This window comes from Aquimarina discodermiae (assembly GCF_040786235.1).
GTDB lineage: Bacteria > Bacteroidota > Bacteroidia > Flavobacteriales > Flavobacteriaceae > Aquimarina.
The window spans coordinates 57,321-73,676 of record NZ_JBFMKP010000014.1 but is presented as its reverse complement, the minus strand read 5'-3'; the positions used below and the strand labels follow the sequence as shown (position 1 = coordinate 73,676).

Below are 16,356 nucleotides of genomic sequence, written 5' to 3'. Positions count from 1 at the left end.
TTTTGTAAAAAAATATAAAGACTAGGATTGTACTCTTCTCTAATTTTTCTCTTCCTCAAAAACCATACTTTCATAAGCTCCTAAATCGGGAGCAGATGTACTTCTTGTGGTACCCAAAATATCAATTATTACCGGTGATACAGAGGCTTTCCCGTTGGCGGCAGAATCTTCACCAATAGAAAGCATATTTTTTTGAGGATCTTTAAAGTCTGGATCTTCATTCAAGATTACATTATCAAATAATGAAGTATTAGAAAAATCGTATAAAGGATTGTTTTCAAATTCATCATTAACATCGTTAAATCGAATCAGACAGTCCTTAAAAGTATAGTTAAATGCTGCATCTTCATTCTTACCAAATAAAAGCTCAATATCTTTATCTCCATAAATAATACTATTGGTAAAAGTAGCATTTAGATCTGCAACGACAATTTCTGATTCATTGATCTGAAAACTATTTTCCAAAGACATGGTAGGAAATTCTCTGAAAGCACCTATAGACGAGTAATTAGCAAAGGTACAATGGTCAAAGGTGTAAGTGCCTCCCAGAATACATCTAAAAGATGCTTGTCCTGCGTTATTAATAACCAGGTTCTCGCCTACAATATTCGCATTATTTGCTAAAATACCAATATTAGAAGAGTTATAAATTTGAGAATTAGAGATGGTCAATGTAGGATTCGCGGTTCCATCATTCGTTTCTACCAATAGTCCTACGGTGGCATTTTTTATAGTAGCATAATTTATGCTATGACCGGTACTTTCTGGAGCAATCCAAATAGTGCCCCATTGTCCGGGTATATCACTGAAATCGGGTTCTAAACGATCGCCTTCAAAAACCACTTCGTTTTCTAAAAGTTCTGGATCGGTACTAAGGTCTCCTTGTACCAATAATGTACTTCCTTTGGACGCAATTAGACCAGAGCCACTATGAAAATGAACTCTTGCACCCGGGTCTATGGTAAGTGTTTTTCCATCGGGAATTGCCGCATATCCATATATTACATAAGGCTTTTCATTGGTAAAATGAAGTTCCTCATCCTCCAGGAAAAAACCTTGAATTCTAACTTCATTATTTTCGTTATCAAAACCAAGAGAAAGTGTTTCTACCTGACCAGTAAGTTGATCACGAGAGGGAAATAAAAACACAGCATCTTTTACCAAAGTGACCAAATCTACATCCTGTTGATTTCCAGAAGTGTCAAACAAGATTTTATCGGTATATAAAAACTCCAAACCTGTAGTTTGCTCTGTTATATCTGTGGTCGTTTCTACAAAAACAAATATACTATCCTTGGCCAATACTTGTATATTCTGAAAAGATTTACCAGGTATACCATCTACATTAAGCCTGTAGCTAGAGTTAGAACCGAGTTCTAAGCCAATAGAAGGTATAGTAAGGTCATTATCGGTACGATTGTATACTTTAAAACTATAAGTGCTCGATCCAATATTACTAAAAACGGTATCCAAAAATAAAGTATCTGTCGAAAACTCTAAATTTCCTGTACTTAAATCAGATTCGAAATCATTTCGACAAGAACTCCACAACACGATAAGAGTAAGTAAAAAAAGAGAAGTTAAATAGCGCATAGGTATAGTAAAAAGGATCTTTGTGTTTAGCAATAAAAAAATAAAATACTACTCTTGCAAAGTAGTAAAGATTTTTGTTTTTATGGATGATATCGTTTTATTCTTTTCCATCAGTTGTTGCACATACGTTGTATGCAATTACTAGGATATCCTAAAGTATAACTTTTTGGATACCTAATTATTGTTTTTTTATAAAAATTTGGTAAGATCAGTGCTTCGGTAAGAGATAAAACATTTGTACATTTGCGATTCAAAAATTAATACGCAACATAAATATCTCTTATGAGTACATATGATGTAGCCGTAATAGGCTCTGGACCTGGTGGATATGTAGCCGCTATTCGATGCGCACAACTAGGTATGAAAACCGCAATAATCGAAAAATATTCTACATTAGGAGGTACTTGCCTAAATGTAGGGTGTATCCCAAGTAAGGCATTATTAGATTCTTCTCATCACTATGAGCATGCTGTAAAGCACTTTGCAGATCACGGGATTGAAATTCCGGGAGATGTAAAGATCAATCTTGAAAAAATGATTGCCCGTAAACAGGCGGTAGTAAGCCAGACCTGTGACGGAGTTAGTTTTTTAATGAAGAAAAACAATATTGATGTTTACGAAGGAATTGGATCTTTTAAAGATGCTACCCATGTAAATGTAACCAAAGCCGATGGTAGCGTAGAAACTATCGAAGCAAAAAATACAATCATTGCCACAGGTTCTAAACCTTCTTCTTTACCTTTTATCAATATCGATAAAGAGCGTGTTATTACTTCTACAGAGGCATTAAAGCTTAAAGAAGTTCCAAAACATTTGATCATTATTGGTGGTGGTGTTATTGGATTAGAACTGGGACAAGTATATAAACGCTTGGGAGCAGAAGTTTCTGTAGTAGAATATATGGATAGAATCATTCCTGGAATGGACAAAGGGCTATCCAAGGAGTTACAGAAAGTAATGAAAAAGCAAAAGTCAAAAATTTTGACTTCGCACAAAGTAACAGGAGTAACTGTATCAGGAGATGAAGTTACTGTGACGGCAGATGATAAAAAAGGAAATCCGGTAGAGTTAAAAGGTGATTATTGCCTTGTTTCTGTAGGAAGAAGACCTTATACAGATGGATTAAATGCAGAAGCAGCGGGAGTAAAACTAAATGACAGAGGGCAAGTAGAAGTTAATGATCACCTTCAAACAAGCACTCCTAATATTTATGCAATCGGCGATGTAATAAAAGGAGCAATGTTGGCTCATAAAGCCGAAGAAGAAGGAGTATTTGTTGCGGAAACGTTGGCTGGACAAAAACCACATATCGATTATAATTTAATTCCAGGAGTAGTATATACATGGCCAGAAGTTGCAGCGGTAGGAAAAACCGAAGAACAACTTAAGGAAGCTGGTGTAAAATATAAGTCTGGGCAATTTCCGTTTAGAGCATTAGGAAGATCTCGTGCCAGTGCAGATTTGGATGGATTTGTAAAAATCCTTGCAGATGAAGCAACAGATGAGGTACTTGGTGTACATATGATCGGTGCACGTTGTGCAGATTTGATTGCAGAAGCGGTTACTGCAATGGAGTTTAGAGCCTCTGCAGAGGATATCTCTCGTATGTCTCATGCGCATCCAACTTTTACAGAAGCTATTAAAGAGGCTGCTTTGGCAGCAACAGACAATAGACCTTTGCATATATAAGGATACTGATATATAATAATAACAAAGGCCTTCTGAATTTTATGTTCTGAAGGCTTTTTTTATGAGTGACACCGTTTTTCTAATGTAGATAAGTCTAGTTTACATTTTGACAGGTGTCATGTTACGTTCGACTGCTTTTTGATGTTGATTATAGATAAAATTAGTAAGTAAAGAGTTTTAAATATAATTTACCGCCATAGATTATTTAACACACAATATGGTTTCATTAAGTACATTGGATTATAGTATCATTATAGGATTTTTCTTGATTATTCTGGTAATAGGAATAGTTGTTTCAAAAAAGTCAGGAAAAAATACTTCAGAGTTTTTTTTATCAGGTAGAAGTATGCCTTGGTGGCTTTTGGGCTTTTCTATGGTAGCAACAACCTTTTCTACAGATACCCCTAATTTGGTTACAGATATTGTACGTAGTAATGGCGTTTCTGGTAACTGGGTATGGTGGGCCTTTCTACTTACGGGCTTATCTACTGTATTTATCTATGCTAAGCTTTGGAGAAAATCTAATGTCTTAACAGATATGGAGTTTTATGAGTTAAGATACAGTGGCAAACCTGCAAGGTTCTTAAGAGGTTTTAGATCTATTTATTTAGGACTTATATTTAATATTATTACTATCTCTGCGGTAAATTTGGCGGCAATTAAAATAGGAGGAATTATGCTGGGATTGTCACCGATAGAGACGATTCTAATAGGAGGAGTGATTACCGTTACTTTTAGTGCAATAGGAGGTTTTAGAGGAGTAGTATATACCGATTTTGTACTATTCTTTGTAGCAATAATTGGAGCAATTGGAGCAGCTTACTATCTGGTGAATTTACCAGAAGTAGGTGGGGTCTCAAAAATGTTGACACACGAAAATGTGTCTAGAAAATTAGCTATGTTTCCAGACTTTTCTGATACCGAAGCATTAATATCATTATTAATAATTCCGTTGGCAGTACAATGGTGGAGCTCTTGGTACCCTGGAGGAGAGCCCGGTGGTGGTGGATATATTGCGCAGCGTATGTTAGCAGCAAAAAATGAAAACCACGCCATAGCTTCGACTTTCTTTTTTAACATTATGCATTATGGATTGAGACCATGGCCATGGATTTTGGTAGCATTAGCTTCATTAGTAGTTTTTCCTGATATCGCTAGCATCAAAGACGCTTTTCCTATGATAGAAGATAGTAAACTAGGACATGACTTAGCATATTCGGCTATGTTAACAAAATTGCCAAGTGGACTTTTAGGGTTGGTGTTAGCTTCGCTGGGAGCAGCGTATATGAGTACAATTTCTACGCAACTAAATTGGGGATCATCTTATATTGTAAATGATTTTTATAAGCAACAAGTTAATAAAAACGCTTCAGAAAAAGAACTGGTTAATGTAGGACGACTTTCTACAGTTTTATTGATGGTGGCAAGTGCAATCATGGCATTGTCTCTTACCAATGCAAAACAGCTTTTTGATATTCTTTTGATGTTTGGTGCTGGTACCGGTTTGGTATATATCCTAAGGTGGTTTTGGTGGAGAATTAATGCATGGAGTGAGATATCGGTAATGTTTACGGCCGCAATTGTAAGTCTGGTGCTAACATTTTCGTCTCTGGGGGAGATCCTTTTCGGATATACCGATAAGCATGGAACAATTATCGAAGGTGCTTTACCTTCTTGGTCTAAATTCTTGATAATAGTATTGGTTACTACCATTGTATGGATTGTAGTAACGTTCCTTACAAAGCCAGAAGAGAAAGCTATCCTAAATAGTTTTTATAAAAAGACACAACCCGGTGGCCCAGGATGGAAAAAAATATTGGATCAAGCTCGTAAAGATAAGATAGATATTATAGAAAGAGGAGCCGATAAATGGGCTGTTCCTTCGGGGATTTTGGCCATGGTTTTGGGGTGCGTATTCGTATATGGTGCCATGTTTGCTACAGGAAACTGGATATATGGAGAATATCCCCTAGCAATGGGATTAACTGTTTTGGTAGCGATCTCGGGATTTTTATTGGCAAAAGTTTGGAGTAGAATGAAAAGTAAATTCTTTTAATCCACATTGTGGAGTTTGATTCTCCGAAGCTTGCCTCGAAATGTAAAAAACTGTTTTTCCACTGGATGCTTGAGCCTGCTTCGAGGTAGTTGACTTTTCTGAAATCTAATAGAAATATAATGTTGTACTTATACGAAACCTTCCCGCTTGGTGCGGCAAGGTTTCGTTGTTGTGAGAAAGTCTCCTGCAGCCTGCAGGAAGGTTTCGTTGTTGTGAGAAAGTCTCCTGCAGCCTGCAGGAAGGTTTCGTTGTTGTGAGAAAGTCTCCTGCAGCCTGCAGGAAGGTTTCGTTGTTATAAGAAAGTCTCCTGCAGCCTGCAAGAAGGTTTCGTTGTTGTGAGAAAGTTTCTTGTACCATGTAGCAAAAGAAAACTAGATATTTCCTAATCTCTCCAAAACCTCAGATTTATAATTTCTACTAATAGGAATGGATTTGTTATGTAAAACAATTTCTTCATTAGAAAATGAATCTATTTTGGGAATAGAAATAATATAAGATCGATGAGTTCTCATAAACTGCTGTTGGGGTAGCTTTACTTCAATATTACTAATGGTTTCTCTAGTGGTGATGATTATAGAATCGCAATGAATTTTTACATAATCACTATAACTTTCGATATAAATAATATCCCTAAAATTTACTTTTTTCATCCTTCTTTCAGACCTAACAAAAATAAAATCATTGTGATTAGATTCTATTGGTTGTATAGTTCTCTCTTTATGATATACTTCAAAATAATTATTTACAGCACTCAACAATCGTTCAAAGGATATTGGTTTTAATAAATAGTCCACAGCATGTAAATCAAACCCTTCTATGGCATATTCTCGGTAGGCAGTTGTAAAAATAATTTTGATTTGCTTATTAATAGATTTTGCAAAAGAAATACCAGAAATCTCTGGCATATTAATATCTAGAAATATCAAATCTATTTGTTGCATATTAATGCAATTAAAGGCATCCAAGGCGTTATTGCAACTTGCTACCACTTCAATACGATCAATTTTAGATAAATGCGAAGCAATAATCTCTCTTGCAGTTGGTTCATCGTCTACAATAATACATGAAATTTTAGTTTTCATAGTGCATATTTCTTAGAGGTGTTTAATTGCAGTTGTACCGTATGCCAACTTTCGTTTTTAGAAATAATAAGATCATGATTATTTGCATATAACGTGGATAATCTTTTTTTGATATTGGATAAACCAATACCATCATTATTAGTATCCGAGGAGCTATGTATAGAATTTTTAATGTTAAAGTTGATACTGTTTTCACTACAGTAGAGATCCATACTAATGGTTAGTTTCTTATTTCTTATTTGACCGTGTTTAAAACTGTTTTCTACGAATGGAATTAACAACATAGGGGGGATCATAATAGATTCGTCAATAGCATCAAAATTCATAGATACTATAAGGGTGTCGCTAAACCGCATCTTTTCTAAAGTTACATAATCCTTGATATGTTCTATTTCTTCTTTTAACGATACCAATGGCTTGTCAACCTGATACAATAAATAGTCTAACAAGTTAGAAAGTTTAAGAATCATTTCGGGAGTTTCTTCTGACTTTTTAAGTGCAAAACCATACATGGTATTTAGCGTATTAAACAAGAAATGAGGGTGAATTTGCATTTTTAGATAATGTAACTCCTGTTCTTTTAGTTTAAGTTGGGTCTCAAGAATTTTGCGTTGTAATTCTTGGTTGTTAGAATTAGATTTATAGTTCTGTTGTGCCAGGCTAAAAGCACAGACAACAAATACAACAAAATAAACTGCAATAAATAAAAAAAGAGGGCTACGAGTCATAGGTGCCATGTCTCCAATTCTGACTTCTGTTAGAAATAATAGCCCATAAAAAAAAGAAAGTACAATAAGTAAAGCAGAAATAATGATAGCATATATACAGTAGAGTACAAAATAAAAATATTTTTGCCGCAACAAATATTGTGGAATTAATATATATGCAACGGTGTATGTCATGCCAATGGTTACAGGCATCAGAAAGACAGAAAAAGAAAAAATGTAGTTTATATTTTCACTGTTATATCCAAAAAAATAGGTGTAAGAAAATAAAACAACAATCCAAAAAAAGATATGAAGTACCAATTGCGCTATTTTTTTTAGTATAAATTCTCTCGAAAGCATATATGTGCAATATCTGGTTTTTTTATGATGAAAATAATATTTGTAGACAAATTACAGATAAAGTAGGCTTTTTGACAGAAATACTTGTTTTAACACCAAAATTGTTTCTAATCCAGTAAAAAAACGAATACATTTGGTTATTGAACGCAAAACAAAATTTAAAAGAGTATTCTGGGGTAATTTTGGATATATCTAATCCAAAATAGAGGTGTATTATGATTTCACTTGTTTCTTTACAGTTATATAATCCATTACTTTTTGTAAGTTTTTATCAACTCTTGTTTGATGGAGGGGCGTATTATATGTTTCCTATTTTAATCTTATTATTATTGATATTATTTTTGATACTGAAGACAATATTAAAAATAAAAAAAAGAAATTTTAAGCTGCAAAAAAATATTAGTTTGATTAATTCCATTGGTTTGCTAGCGATCGTTTATGGCGTCATTGGACAATTAATAGGTCTTGTATCTGCGTTTGATAAAATCGAATTACTAGGAGAGATTTCTACATCTTTATTGGCAGGAGGGTTAAAACTTTCTGCGCTCCCCACAATTTTTGGCCTTATGGTTTTTATTGTTTCTAGAATATCAACGGTTATTTTTACATGGATTCACGACCATTCAGAAACAGAGTAATAAAACAGATTTCGTCCTCATCTTCAATTTTATATATAGCATTTACATTTTAAACATTAGATAATTTTCTGTCATAGACTTTAAGTCTGTAATAGTTCTACTTTTTTGATCCCTTATTAGTATAAGGAAGCATAACTATATCCAAAAAACAATAATCAAAATGAAAAAAGCAATAAACATTTTTTTAGGAATATTAGTAACAGTTCTAGTGATGGCTATCGGATTCTATTTTTTCTTATTTCTCAATCCTCTAAACATTTATAATGCTAATCTGTTAAAATGGATTCCGGTTTTGATCGGGAGTATTGCTATGATTTTAAGCGGTATTATTAATAAATATACTCCTAATAAACTATTACCCATACTGTTTATACCATATTGCATTTTTGATCTTTTTAGTTTTTTATATTTCCCTTTCATTTTTGTATTGATAGGAATGGGAGTTCTTTCATTGGTAATTACGAGAGCAAATGCTAAAAAAAAGTATAAGATTTTGTCGAGTATAGCTACTCTCGGAATATTCCTTTTCTTCTTGTTTTTACAACCTTTAAAACTACAAAAAAGTACTGTCATTGTTGATGCTAAAGAAAACTTGATTGATCACAAAGTTTTATGGGATTTTACAGAAAATAAAAAATTAAAGCTACCTAGTCATGTTCTTAAAGATCAAAACGGAAACCAGTTTAATTTAAAAAATGTTAATCAAAAAACACATCTGATAACCTTTTGGGCAACTTGGTGTTCACCTTGTATGCAAGAAAAAGAAGAGTTAGAAAAATTAAAAAGTGATTTTAAATCTAAACTGAACATTGGATATATAGATATTTCATTTGATGATAATGTTAGTAAATGGAAAAGATTTATAGATACAAAGAGTCCATTAGGTATTCAGCTTATTTCTAATAATCAAAAGCAAACCAGAAGACTATTACAAATAGGCGGAATTCCGATACACTTCATTGTAAACTCAGAAGGAGTTTATAAAGAGTATCACTCTTTGGAAGCTATACGAGAAACTTTAAGTAAATCAACTTTGAAATAATAATAATTAATAATATGAAAAAAAGGACAATAGTAATAATGTTTTTAATGGGATATGGTATGATAGCCCAAACATTTAATAAACAGAAATTAGACAGTTTATTTAATTTGATTGAAACAAATAATAAAGGAATGGGGAGCATTTCTATATTTCATGAAGGAAAAGAGGTATATCAAAATTGCATAGGTTATGCAGACGTAGAGAATAATAGAGAAGCAAGTAAAAATACCAAATATAGAATAGGTTCTATTACCAAAACATATACTGCTACAATGATTATGCAGTTAGTCGATGAAAAAAAAATAACATTGACCACTACAATCGACACATACTTTCCTTTAGTACCAAATGCTGATAAGATAACTATAGGGCATTTATTAAAACATCGTAGTGGTTTGTATAATATTACTGATGATGTAGATTTTGTAAACTGGATGGTTCTACCACAAACAAGAAATCAAATGATAGCAAGAGTTATAAAATCAGAATCACAGTTTACACCTAATAGTAAAACAGAATACTCGAATACAAATTATCTTTTATTATCATACATTATTGAAGACATAGAAAAAAAGACATATGCCCAAGTGTTACAGTCCAAAATTGTAAAACCTTGCAGGTTAAGGAATACCTACTATGGTAGTAAAATAGATACAAAAAATAATGAAGCATTATCATATGAATTAGAAGATAAATGGAACCCATCTATAGAGACAGATATGAGCGTGCCTTTGGGTGCAGGAGGGATTGTTTCTACTTCATCAGACGTGAATGCTTTTTATGATCACTTATTTGAAGGAAAACTTATTTCAAGGGAAGCATTAAATAAGATGAAAATTATAGATGGTGGTTTAGGTATGGGACTTATGATGTTACCATTTCAAGATAAGAAAGTATATGGTCATCATGGAAAAATTGATGGGTTTCAATCACTTTCTGGCTATTTTATAAACGAAAAGATTGGAATAACATACATTGCCAATGGTGTTGTCTTACCCATAGAGAGTATTGTTTTGGGAGCGTTGCAGATATATTCTGGTGAGGATTATAAGCTTCCAGATTTTAAACCTACCGCAAAATTAAAAGAAGCACAATTAAAATCATATTTTGGAGTATATAGCAGCCCAAATTTTCCGTTGGTCATAGAGATTATTCAAAAGGATGGTGTTTTACTGGCTCAAGCAACGGGCAAACCGTTATTACCATTAGAACCAGTAGGAGAAAATAAATTTAAATCTGACAGAGCAATGTTGACTTTGAGATTCGTTCCAGAAGAAGATAAAATGTTTTTTGAGAGAGGAAACCAAAAGCAGGTATTGGTCAGAAAACCCAAAGAACAATAAGGAATTAATCTTATAATTACAAAAAGCCTTGTTTAAGTTGAAACACAAGGCTTTTTGTATTGTAAAAGACTATTTATGAGACCCATCGCAATAAGGAGGGTTGCTTGTTTGTTTGCAAGTACATAAATATGCTTCTTTGTTTTCATCAACGCTAAAAACCATTGGTGTTGTTGCTTTGGCTGCTTTGTGTGCCCCATTACAAAAAGGCTGATCTTCACTATGCCCACAAGTACACCAAGCATAATTTTTTCCTCCTTCTAATTGACAGGCGATGGGTGCATCACCACCTCTTTTATTATTTTCCATAGTTTCTTTCTTTTGAATCTAAAAATATTGTATTTGACATTAAGATTCATTCTAAATTTTTATTCCTTTATTTTATTATACAGTATTGGGACAAGCTGCAAAATATCCAAACCAAAAAGCATTGTAAGTATGTAAACGGTTTAAGGTATCTTTACTTTTAATACTTTCTAGTTTGTTTTCGTATAACTTCCATACATTTCCTTGCTTGTCTACTGCTAGAGATTTTTTATCATAGGAAACAAATTGTATGTCTTTGGTAAAGTATACACTATGTGCACCACTTCTATCTGTAAATACTGTAAAGTTTTTGTGATTTATTTTATTTTTATAGACGTGGTTTTTTCTTAAAAAACGAGAAGAAATAGCAATGTTTTCTTCTGTTTCTTCAGGAATTCGGATAATCAAAACCTCTTGTTTGTTTTTTAACCTTTTGTCTTTTTTAGAAACAGAAAACATTAAATCATCTGTAGCAAAATAATCCTGATAAGCAACTCCTTCATCATAATTTCTTTGGTGGCCAGTTCGAATCGATAATACCGTAGTCTTGGGATGAAGTTTTTTCTATTTTCCCCAGGTAGTAGTTATTACACTTAGGTAATCTAACTTGATACCTTTTCTTGTCAATGGTCCGATGACTGGTTTCCCCCAAAGCGTATTCCGTAAGGATTGTGTTTTTTTATCATACATAAATTTATTTGACTGGTATAAAAAAACCACTGGTTCCTAATTCATAATTGACTCCATCTTTTTCAGTTTTATATAAAATTACGGTACCACATAAAGTACAGTATACACCGGCAACATCGATTCCGCCCACATTATCGGTAAACATCTCATGCCATGCCAAAATTCGTTTGGGGTAAGCTCTCGTATCCCCATTTATAGAAATTCCAAAAACGATGTCGGTATTATTTAAATACCTGGCATTTTCTGCACGTATCATTGTTGGATTTCGTAGGGGAGGTACACCATCTTGTATAACTCCGCCTCAGCGAACTTCATCCAATCGGATTGTAGATTGTTGTTCTCTATTTAAAAAATAAGATAGAAATCGATTATAAATAGAATCATGTAATAAGGATTTGAACGTGTAGTAGGAAGGAGTGTAGGTTGGTTCTTTACTCATAAATATTCATACCATAGATTGTAATCAAAACGGTAGTTTTTGTTGGTGTTTTTTTTAGAATGTCCAGTAGTTTTACTCTAAGGTATAGGTTTTTAAAAAAAAACATAGATTCAATGGTATATATTTCAAAGCCTTCTGACCAATTAGTTTCGATATATTTTAGGGCTTTTTGATGTGTAGATTGATCAGAAAATATAAAAAAGTCCAAAAAATACTCATAGTCTTTTTTAAGTTGGGATTTTTGGGATATGTTTTGACTTAGAATAGGTCCACTTATAATGAATATAAAAACAATTAATAAATTCCTCATTAATAACGTTTTATATAGTAAGTCGTAAAAATGTATAGTTTTTGACAGTTATAAGAAGTTTTCGATTTGATCAAATAGTAATTATAAAAATGACCTCTTATGAAGTACAAAAGAGGTCATTTAGATTATGTTGCTAAAAAATAGAAAGATTGCGTTATTACCAAATAATTAATTATTTAGTGGTAATAGTTGGAAGATCGTCGTGTGTATAGTTCAATACAAATATGCAGTCAAAATCAACTTTGCCTTCTGTATCTAATTTCGACATATTTATAGCACCAGATATATTAGAACTACCTTCGATATTTGAAAAATAACCATCCCCATAAACAAAATTATTTTGAATATCATCTACTTCGTGTGTTACTCCCGTAATATGCGTAATCTCTTTATCTCCCTGATAAATCGTTTGTAGAGTTGTAAGTGTTTGGGTAGCATAGGTTCCAGAATCAAAGTTAAAAACAGTGGTATTCAACTTTATTTTTGGTAACCCATCATTGTTTGCTTGAACCGTTACTATCTCAGATAAACAATCTGTGCCATTACCAACCTTAAGATTAGTTCTTGCATCTAGAAGCTCTACATTAAAACATATAGCAGAGGATTCTACACCAAGTTCTTGTTCGAAATCAGAAGGGACTCTCTTTGCCCCAGTTCCTTTTAATCTTAGAATATTGATGCCATTTTTTTTATAACTAGGTCTTTTGGAAGGAATTATAAATAGCGAGTTGAAAGTTATCTCATTAGAATTATGTATATCTATAACACCAGATAAATGTATTTTTCCTTTAGCATTTCTATAATCCCCCGTTCCATCCATAATATCAATAGCATCTGCTATTGGGATTAACCCAGTTGCATTAGTAATTTTATTAGCCTCATCATCAGCGGTCGGTTGTTCGTTGATCAGCCCTCTGGTAATTAGTAATCCAGAACCATCATTAAAACTAAAAATAGAAGTACTAATAAATGTATAGCTACCATCTGTATTTGCCTCTATATCAGATAAACAATAAGTAACTGTACCTATAACCTGATTGTTAGAAACATCGATAAGTGATGCATCAAAACAAAGACCAGTTGTAATTCCATCATTATTGAATTCTGCTATGGATCGCTCTTCCCCCACAGTTTTACTTACAGCTTTAACGATTCTTGAATAACCAAGCCCAGAGGGAACTGTAGATTTATCATCTGATGTAGGAAAGTTAAAGGCATCTCCGGTTTCTTCTTCTATATCAGAAGAACAGGAAAATATTAAAAATGAAAGTAAGCCAAATAAGAAAACACCTCTAAAAATGAGTTTGAATTGTGTCATGATAGTTTAATTTAAAATTGAGTTTAAAATGTTGAGTTAAAGTTGAGATGAAATTAGCGATAATAGTAGAAACCTAAATGTATCTAGGAGTTAAAAAACTATTAAAAAAACAATTTCTTTTTAAGTGTAAGGTGTTGATATTTAGTTTGTTGTTTTGGGTTTGAGTTGCTGGTTAATAGTAGGGTTAAGGGACAATTATGCGTTTTTTTTCTATAACAACATACAAGTATTTTTTATGATTTTTTAGAAATTATTAAGAAATATAGGTATTTTCTTTAGTGATAAAAATGCTAATTATTAAAAGGAGGTAAATGTTTTGTGTTAAATTCGCTATTCGAGTTGCATTTTTAATTTGTGCCAAAAGAAAATCAGCTATTTGATATTTATTCAGAAGTAATTAGTGTAAAAAGGTCATTTTATTAAGGTAAGCCTATTGTACAAATTGAGTGAACAATATCGTATCACTTATTTCAATTATAAAAAAACAGATTAAATGGCAGGAAAGACTAATTTAGCCGAATTGATAAAAGGGATGACCCCAAAACTGAATGATGGAGAATATGTGTTCTCTACAATAAAAGATATCAACAGAATAAATAGAAAAGATACTATTTGTGAATTTAAAGAAGAGGAGGGTACAACCATTGTTGTTGAACGTAAAAAAGCAGATGATTTAAGCATTAGTTATGATTATGTGGCATCTTGGATCACACTAACCGTACATTCATCATTAGAAGCAGTGGGGTTAACAGCAATATTTTCAAACGAATTAGCAAAGAACGATATTAGTTGTAATGTTATTGCAGGGTATTATCATGATCATATTTTCGTAGATAAAAAAGATTCGAATAAAGCAATTTTGGTTTTAAAACAATTATCAGAAAATTATGAAAATAACTAATATATGTAATGTACGATATCTTATATTCTAGCCTGATACGTATAAAGATCAAAATATCTACCTTGAGCAGAAATAAGCTCGTCGTGCGTACCGCGTTCTGCAATCTTGCCAGATTCTATCACCAATATTTGATCTGCTTTTTTAATAGTACTAAGTCTGTGAGCTATTACAAAAGTGGTTCTGCCTTTCATTAATTCATTAAGACTTCTTTGTATCAAGGCTTCACTTTCTGTATCAAGACTAGAAGTAGCTTCGTCTAGAATGATAATCTGTGGGTCGGCCAAAATGGCTCTTGCGATAGCAATTCTTTGTCGTTGACCTCCTGATAGTTTCACCCCTCTTTCTCCGATTAATGTTTCTAATCCATCATCAAATCGATCTGTAAATTCATTTACATAGGCTGCTTGTATAGCTTGTTGTAATTGTTCTTGAGTAGCATCTGGTCTAGGAAAAAGTATATTTTCTTTTATGGTTCCTTCAAATAAAAATTCATCTTGTAGGACAACCCCTAAGTGACGACGATAACTCTGTAGCTTTACGGTAGAAATGTCGGTACCATCAATAGTAATATCACCAGATTTTGGTGTTAAAAATGTAGCCGCAAGCCCTGCTATAGTAGATTTTCCAGAACCCGAACTACCTACCAAAGCTGTTACAGATCCTGCGGGAGCTTTAAAATTAATATTGTGTAAGACCTCTTTTCCTTCGAGATAAGAGAAAGAAACATTGTTAAAAGCAATATTACCAGTAATCGTATCCAGTGCTATGGTGCGATTTTCTAACGCTTCTTCTGGCGTCATATTCATCAATTCTTCGGTGCGATCTAAACCGGCTAGTGCTTCTGTTAATTGACTGCCAATATTACTCATTTGCACAATAGGAGCGATCATAAAAGCCAAGTACATGGTAAAAGATAAAAATTCACCAGCGGTCATAGTTCCTTGCATCATATAATACCCCCCAATACCCATAATCCCGGTAGAGGCAATTCCTGCTAATAAAAATGTAGAAGAACTGGTCATTAATGCAGTTGCGGTTAAACTTTTCTTAACATTTTGAAATAAACGATCAACGCCTTTTTCGAATATTTTATGTTCTTGTTCTTCTGCTCCAAAACCTTTAATAACGCGAACACCAGCTAAAGTTTCTGTTAATCTACCCTTCACCTGCGCATTAATTTCTCCTCTTTTTCTAAAAATAGGTCGAATATATTTAAAAGCCTTTAGCGCAATCAACCCAAATAAGGAGACAGGAACCAATACAAATAATGTCATCCATGGATTAATATTGACTAATAATACAACTGATACAATGGCGGTAAAAACACCACCGATCATTTGTACTAACCCAGTACCTATCAAATTACGAACACCTTCTACGTCACTCATCACTCTAGATACCAATGCGCCCGACTTGGTATTGTCAAAAAAACTGATTGGAAGAGAAAGTACTTTTTTTTGTACTTGTGCTCTAAGTTCAGAAATTAGATATTGTGCTTGTACACTTAGTATTCTGGTCAATAAAAATGAAGTGGTAGCCTGCACAAGAATTGCGGTTCCTACTATGATTAATAATTCGTAGAGTAATTCCATATCCTTACTAGGAACAACATCGTCTAATAACGTCTTACTTTTCCAGGGAAGTATAAGTCCGGCAATACGGTTAAAAACAATAAGAACTAGCCCTATAAAAACAAGACTTCTTCTAGGCCATATGATGGTCTTAAAAGCTCGCAGTAAGGTTACTTTTGATTTCTTTTTTTTTGATGGAGTAGCGTACTTTTTCATACTTTATGTGATCAATTTTTAAATAAAGAGATAGTATACATTAATAATTTGGTATAAATAAAGCTGTTATGTTACAGAGCAACTTATCCCCACATTGT

The 16,356-nt window shown here is 33.1% G+C and carries 14 protein-coding genes and 1 pseudogene; 6 read left to right on the top strand and 9 right to left on the bottom strand.

Annotated elements, in window-relative coordinates:
• Positions 1-39 precede the first annotated feature (39 nt).
• Positions 40-1,593 (bottom strand): hypothetical protein, encoded by a 1,554-nt coding sequence (locus ABW636_RS10575; protein WP_367589953.1) that lies wholly within the window; start codon positions 1,591-1,593, stop codon positions 40-42.
• Between the two features lie 282 nt (positions 1,594-1,875).
• On the opposite strand from ABW636_RS10575, the gene lpdA reads away from it, so the two are divergent.
• A complete protein-coding gene (gene lpdA / locus ABW636_RS10570; protein ID WP_367589952.1) occupies positions 1,876-3,282 on the top strand; it encodes a dihydrolipoyl dehydrogenase in 1,407 nt (468 codons plus the stop codon).
• Between the two features lie 217 nt (positions 3,283-3,499).
• Entirely contained in the window at positions 3,500-5,338 is a 1,839-nt protein-coding gene (locus ABW636_RS10565) for a sodium:solute symporter family protein (RefSeq protein ID WP_367589951.1), read from the top strand.
• A gap of 371 nt (positions 5,339-5,709) precedes the next feature.
• Here ABW636_RS10565 and ABW636_RS10560 read toward each other — a convergent pair whose 3' ends face one another.
• Together ABW636_RS10560 and ABW636_RS10555 are read right to left on the bottom strand one after the other, a co-directional pair.
• A complete protein-coding gene (locus ABW636_RS10560; protein ID WP_367589950.1) occupies positions 5,710-6,420 on the bottom strand; it encodes a LytR/AlgR family response regulator transcription factor in 711 nt (236 codons plus the stop codon).
• A complete protein-coding gene (locus ABW636_RS10555) occupies positions 6,417-7,322 on the bottom strand; it encodes a sensor histidine kinase (RefSeq protein ID WP_367589949.1) in 906 nt (301 codons plus the stop codon). The genes ABW636_RS10560 and ABW636_RS10555 overlap by 4 nt, the downstream gene beginning before the upstream one ends.
• A 380-nt stretch (positions 7,323-7,702) precedes the next feature.
• On the opposite strand from ABW636_RS10555, the gene ABW636_RS10550 reads away from it, so the two are divergent.
• The 3 genes from ABW636_RS10550 to ABW636_RS10540 all read left to right on the top strand — a co-directional run bounded on the left by ABW636_RS10550 (position 7,703) and on the right by ABW636_RS10540 (position 10,510).
• Positions 7,703-8,125 (top strand): MotA/TolQ/ExbB proton channel family protein, encoded by a 423-nt coding sequence (locus tag ABW636_RS10550; RefSeq protein ID WP_367589948.1) that lies wholly within the window; start codon positions 7,703-7,705, stop codon positions 8,123-8,125.
• Between the two features lie 160 nt (positions 8,126-8,285).
• Positions 8,286-9,167, top strand: coding sequence for a redoxin domain-containing protein (locus tag ABW636_RS10545; RefSeq protein ID WP_367589947.1), 882 nt, complete (start codon positions 8,286-8,288; stop codon positions 9,165-9,167).
• Between the two features lie 14 nt (positions 9,168-9,181).
• The gene (locus ABW636_RS10540; protein ID WP_367589946.1) at positions 9,182-10,510 is read left to right on the top strand and encodes a serine hydrolase domain-containing protein; all 1,329 of its coding nucleotides are present in this window, start codon (positions 9,182-9,184) and stop codon (positions 10,508-10,510) included.
• A 69-nt stretch (positions 10,511-10,579) separates the two neighbouring features.
• Here ABW636_RS10540 and ABW636_RS10535 read toward each other — a convergent pair whose 3' ends face one another.
• The 5 genes and pseudogenes from ABW636_RS10535 to ABW636_RS10515 all read right to left on the bottom strand — a co-directional run bounded on the left by ABW636_RS10535 (position 10,580) and on the right by ABW636_RS10515 (position 13,570).
• Positions 10,580-10,816: a CDGSH iron-sulfur domain-containing protein gene (locus tag ABW636_RS10535; RefSeq protein WP_367589945.1), complete on the bottom strand. Its 237-nt coding sequence runs from the start codon at positions 10,814-10,816 to the stop codon at positions 10,580-10,582.
• Between the two features lie 75 nt (positions 10,817-10,891).
• A pseudogene (locus ABW636_RS10530) lies at positions 10,892-11,503 on the bottom strand (DUF3179 domain-containing (seleno)protein).
• 4 nt (positions 11,504-11,507) lie between these two features.
• Positions 11,508-11,795 (bottom strand): DUF3179 domain-containing (seleno)protein, encoded by a 288-nt coding sequence (locus ABW636_RS10525; protein WP_367590015.1) that lies wholly within the window; start codon positions 11,793-11,795, stop codon positions 11,508-11,510.
• A gap of 139 nt (positions 11,796-11,934) precedes the next feature.
• On the bottom strand, positions 11,935-12,252 hold the full coding sequence (locus ABW636_RS10520) for a hypothetical protein (protein ID WP_367589944.1): 318 nt from the start codon (positions 12,250-12,252) through the stop codon (positions 11,935-11,937).
• A 172-nt stretch (positions 12,253-12,424) separates the two neighbouring features.
• Positions 12,425-13,570, bottom strand: a complete 1,146-nt coding sequence (locus tag ABW636_RS10515) for a hypothetical protein (RefSeq protein ID WP_367589942.1) — start codon at positions 13,568-13,570, stop codon at positions 12,425-12,427.
• A 493-nt stretch (positions 13,571-14,063) separates the two neighbouring features.
• Between ABW636_RS10515 and ABW636_RS10510 the strand changes: the two genes are divergently transcribed.
• Positions 14,064-14,471, top strand: coding sequence for an ACT domain-containing protein (locus ABW636_RS10510; protein WP_367589941.1), 408 nt, complete (start codon positions 14,064-14,066; stop codon positions 14,469-14,471).
• Positions 14,472-14,491: 20 nt separating this feature from the next.
• On the opposite strand, the gene ABW636_RS10505 is transcribed toward ABW636_RS10510, so the two are convergent.
• A complete protein-coding gene (locus ABW636_RS10505) occupies positions 14,492-16,258 on the bottom strand; it encodes an ABC transporter ATP-binding protein (RefSeq protein ID WP_367589940.1) in 1,767 nt (588 codons plus the stop codon).
• Between the last annotated feature and the right edge of the window lie 98 nt (positions 16,259-16,356).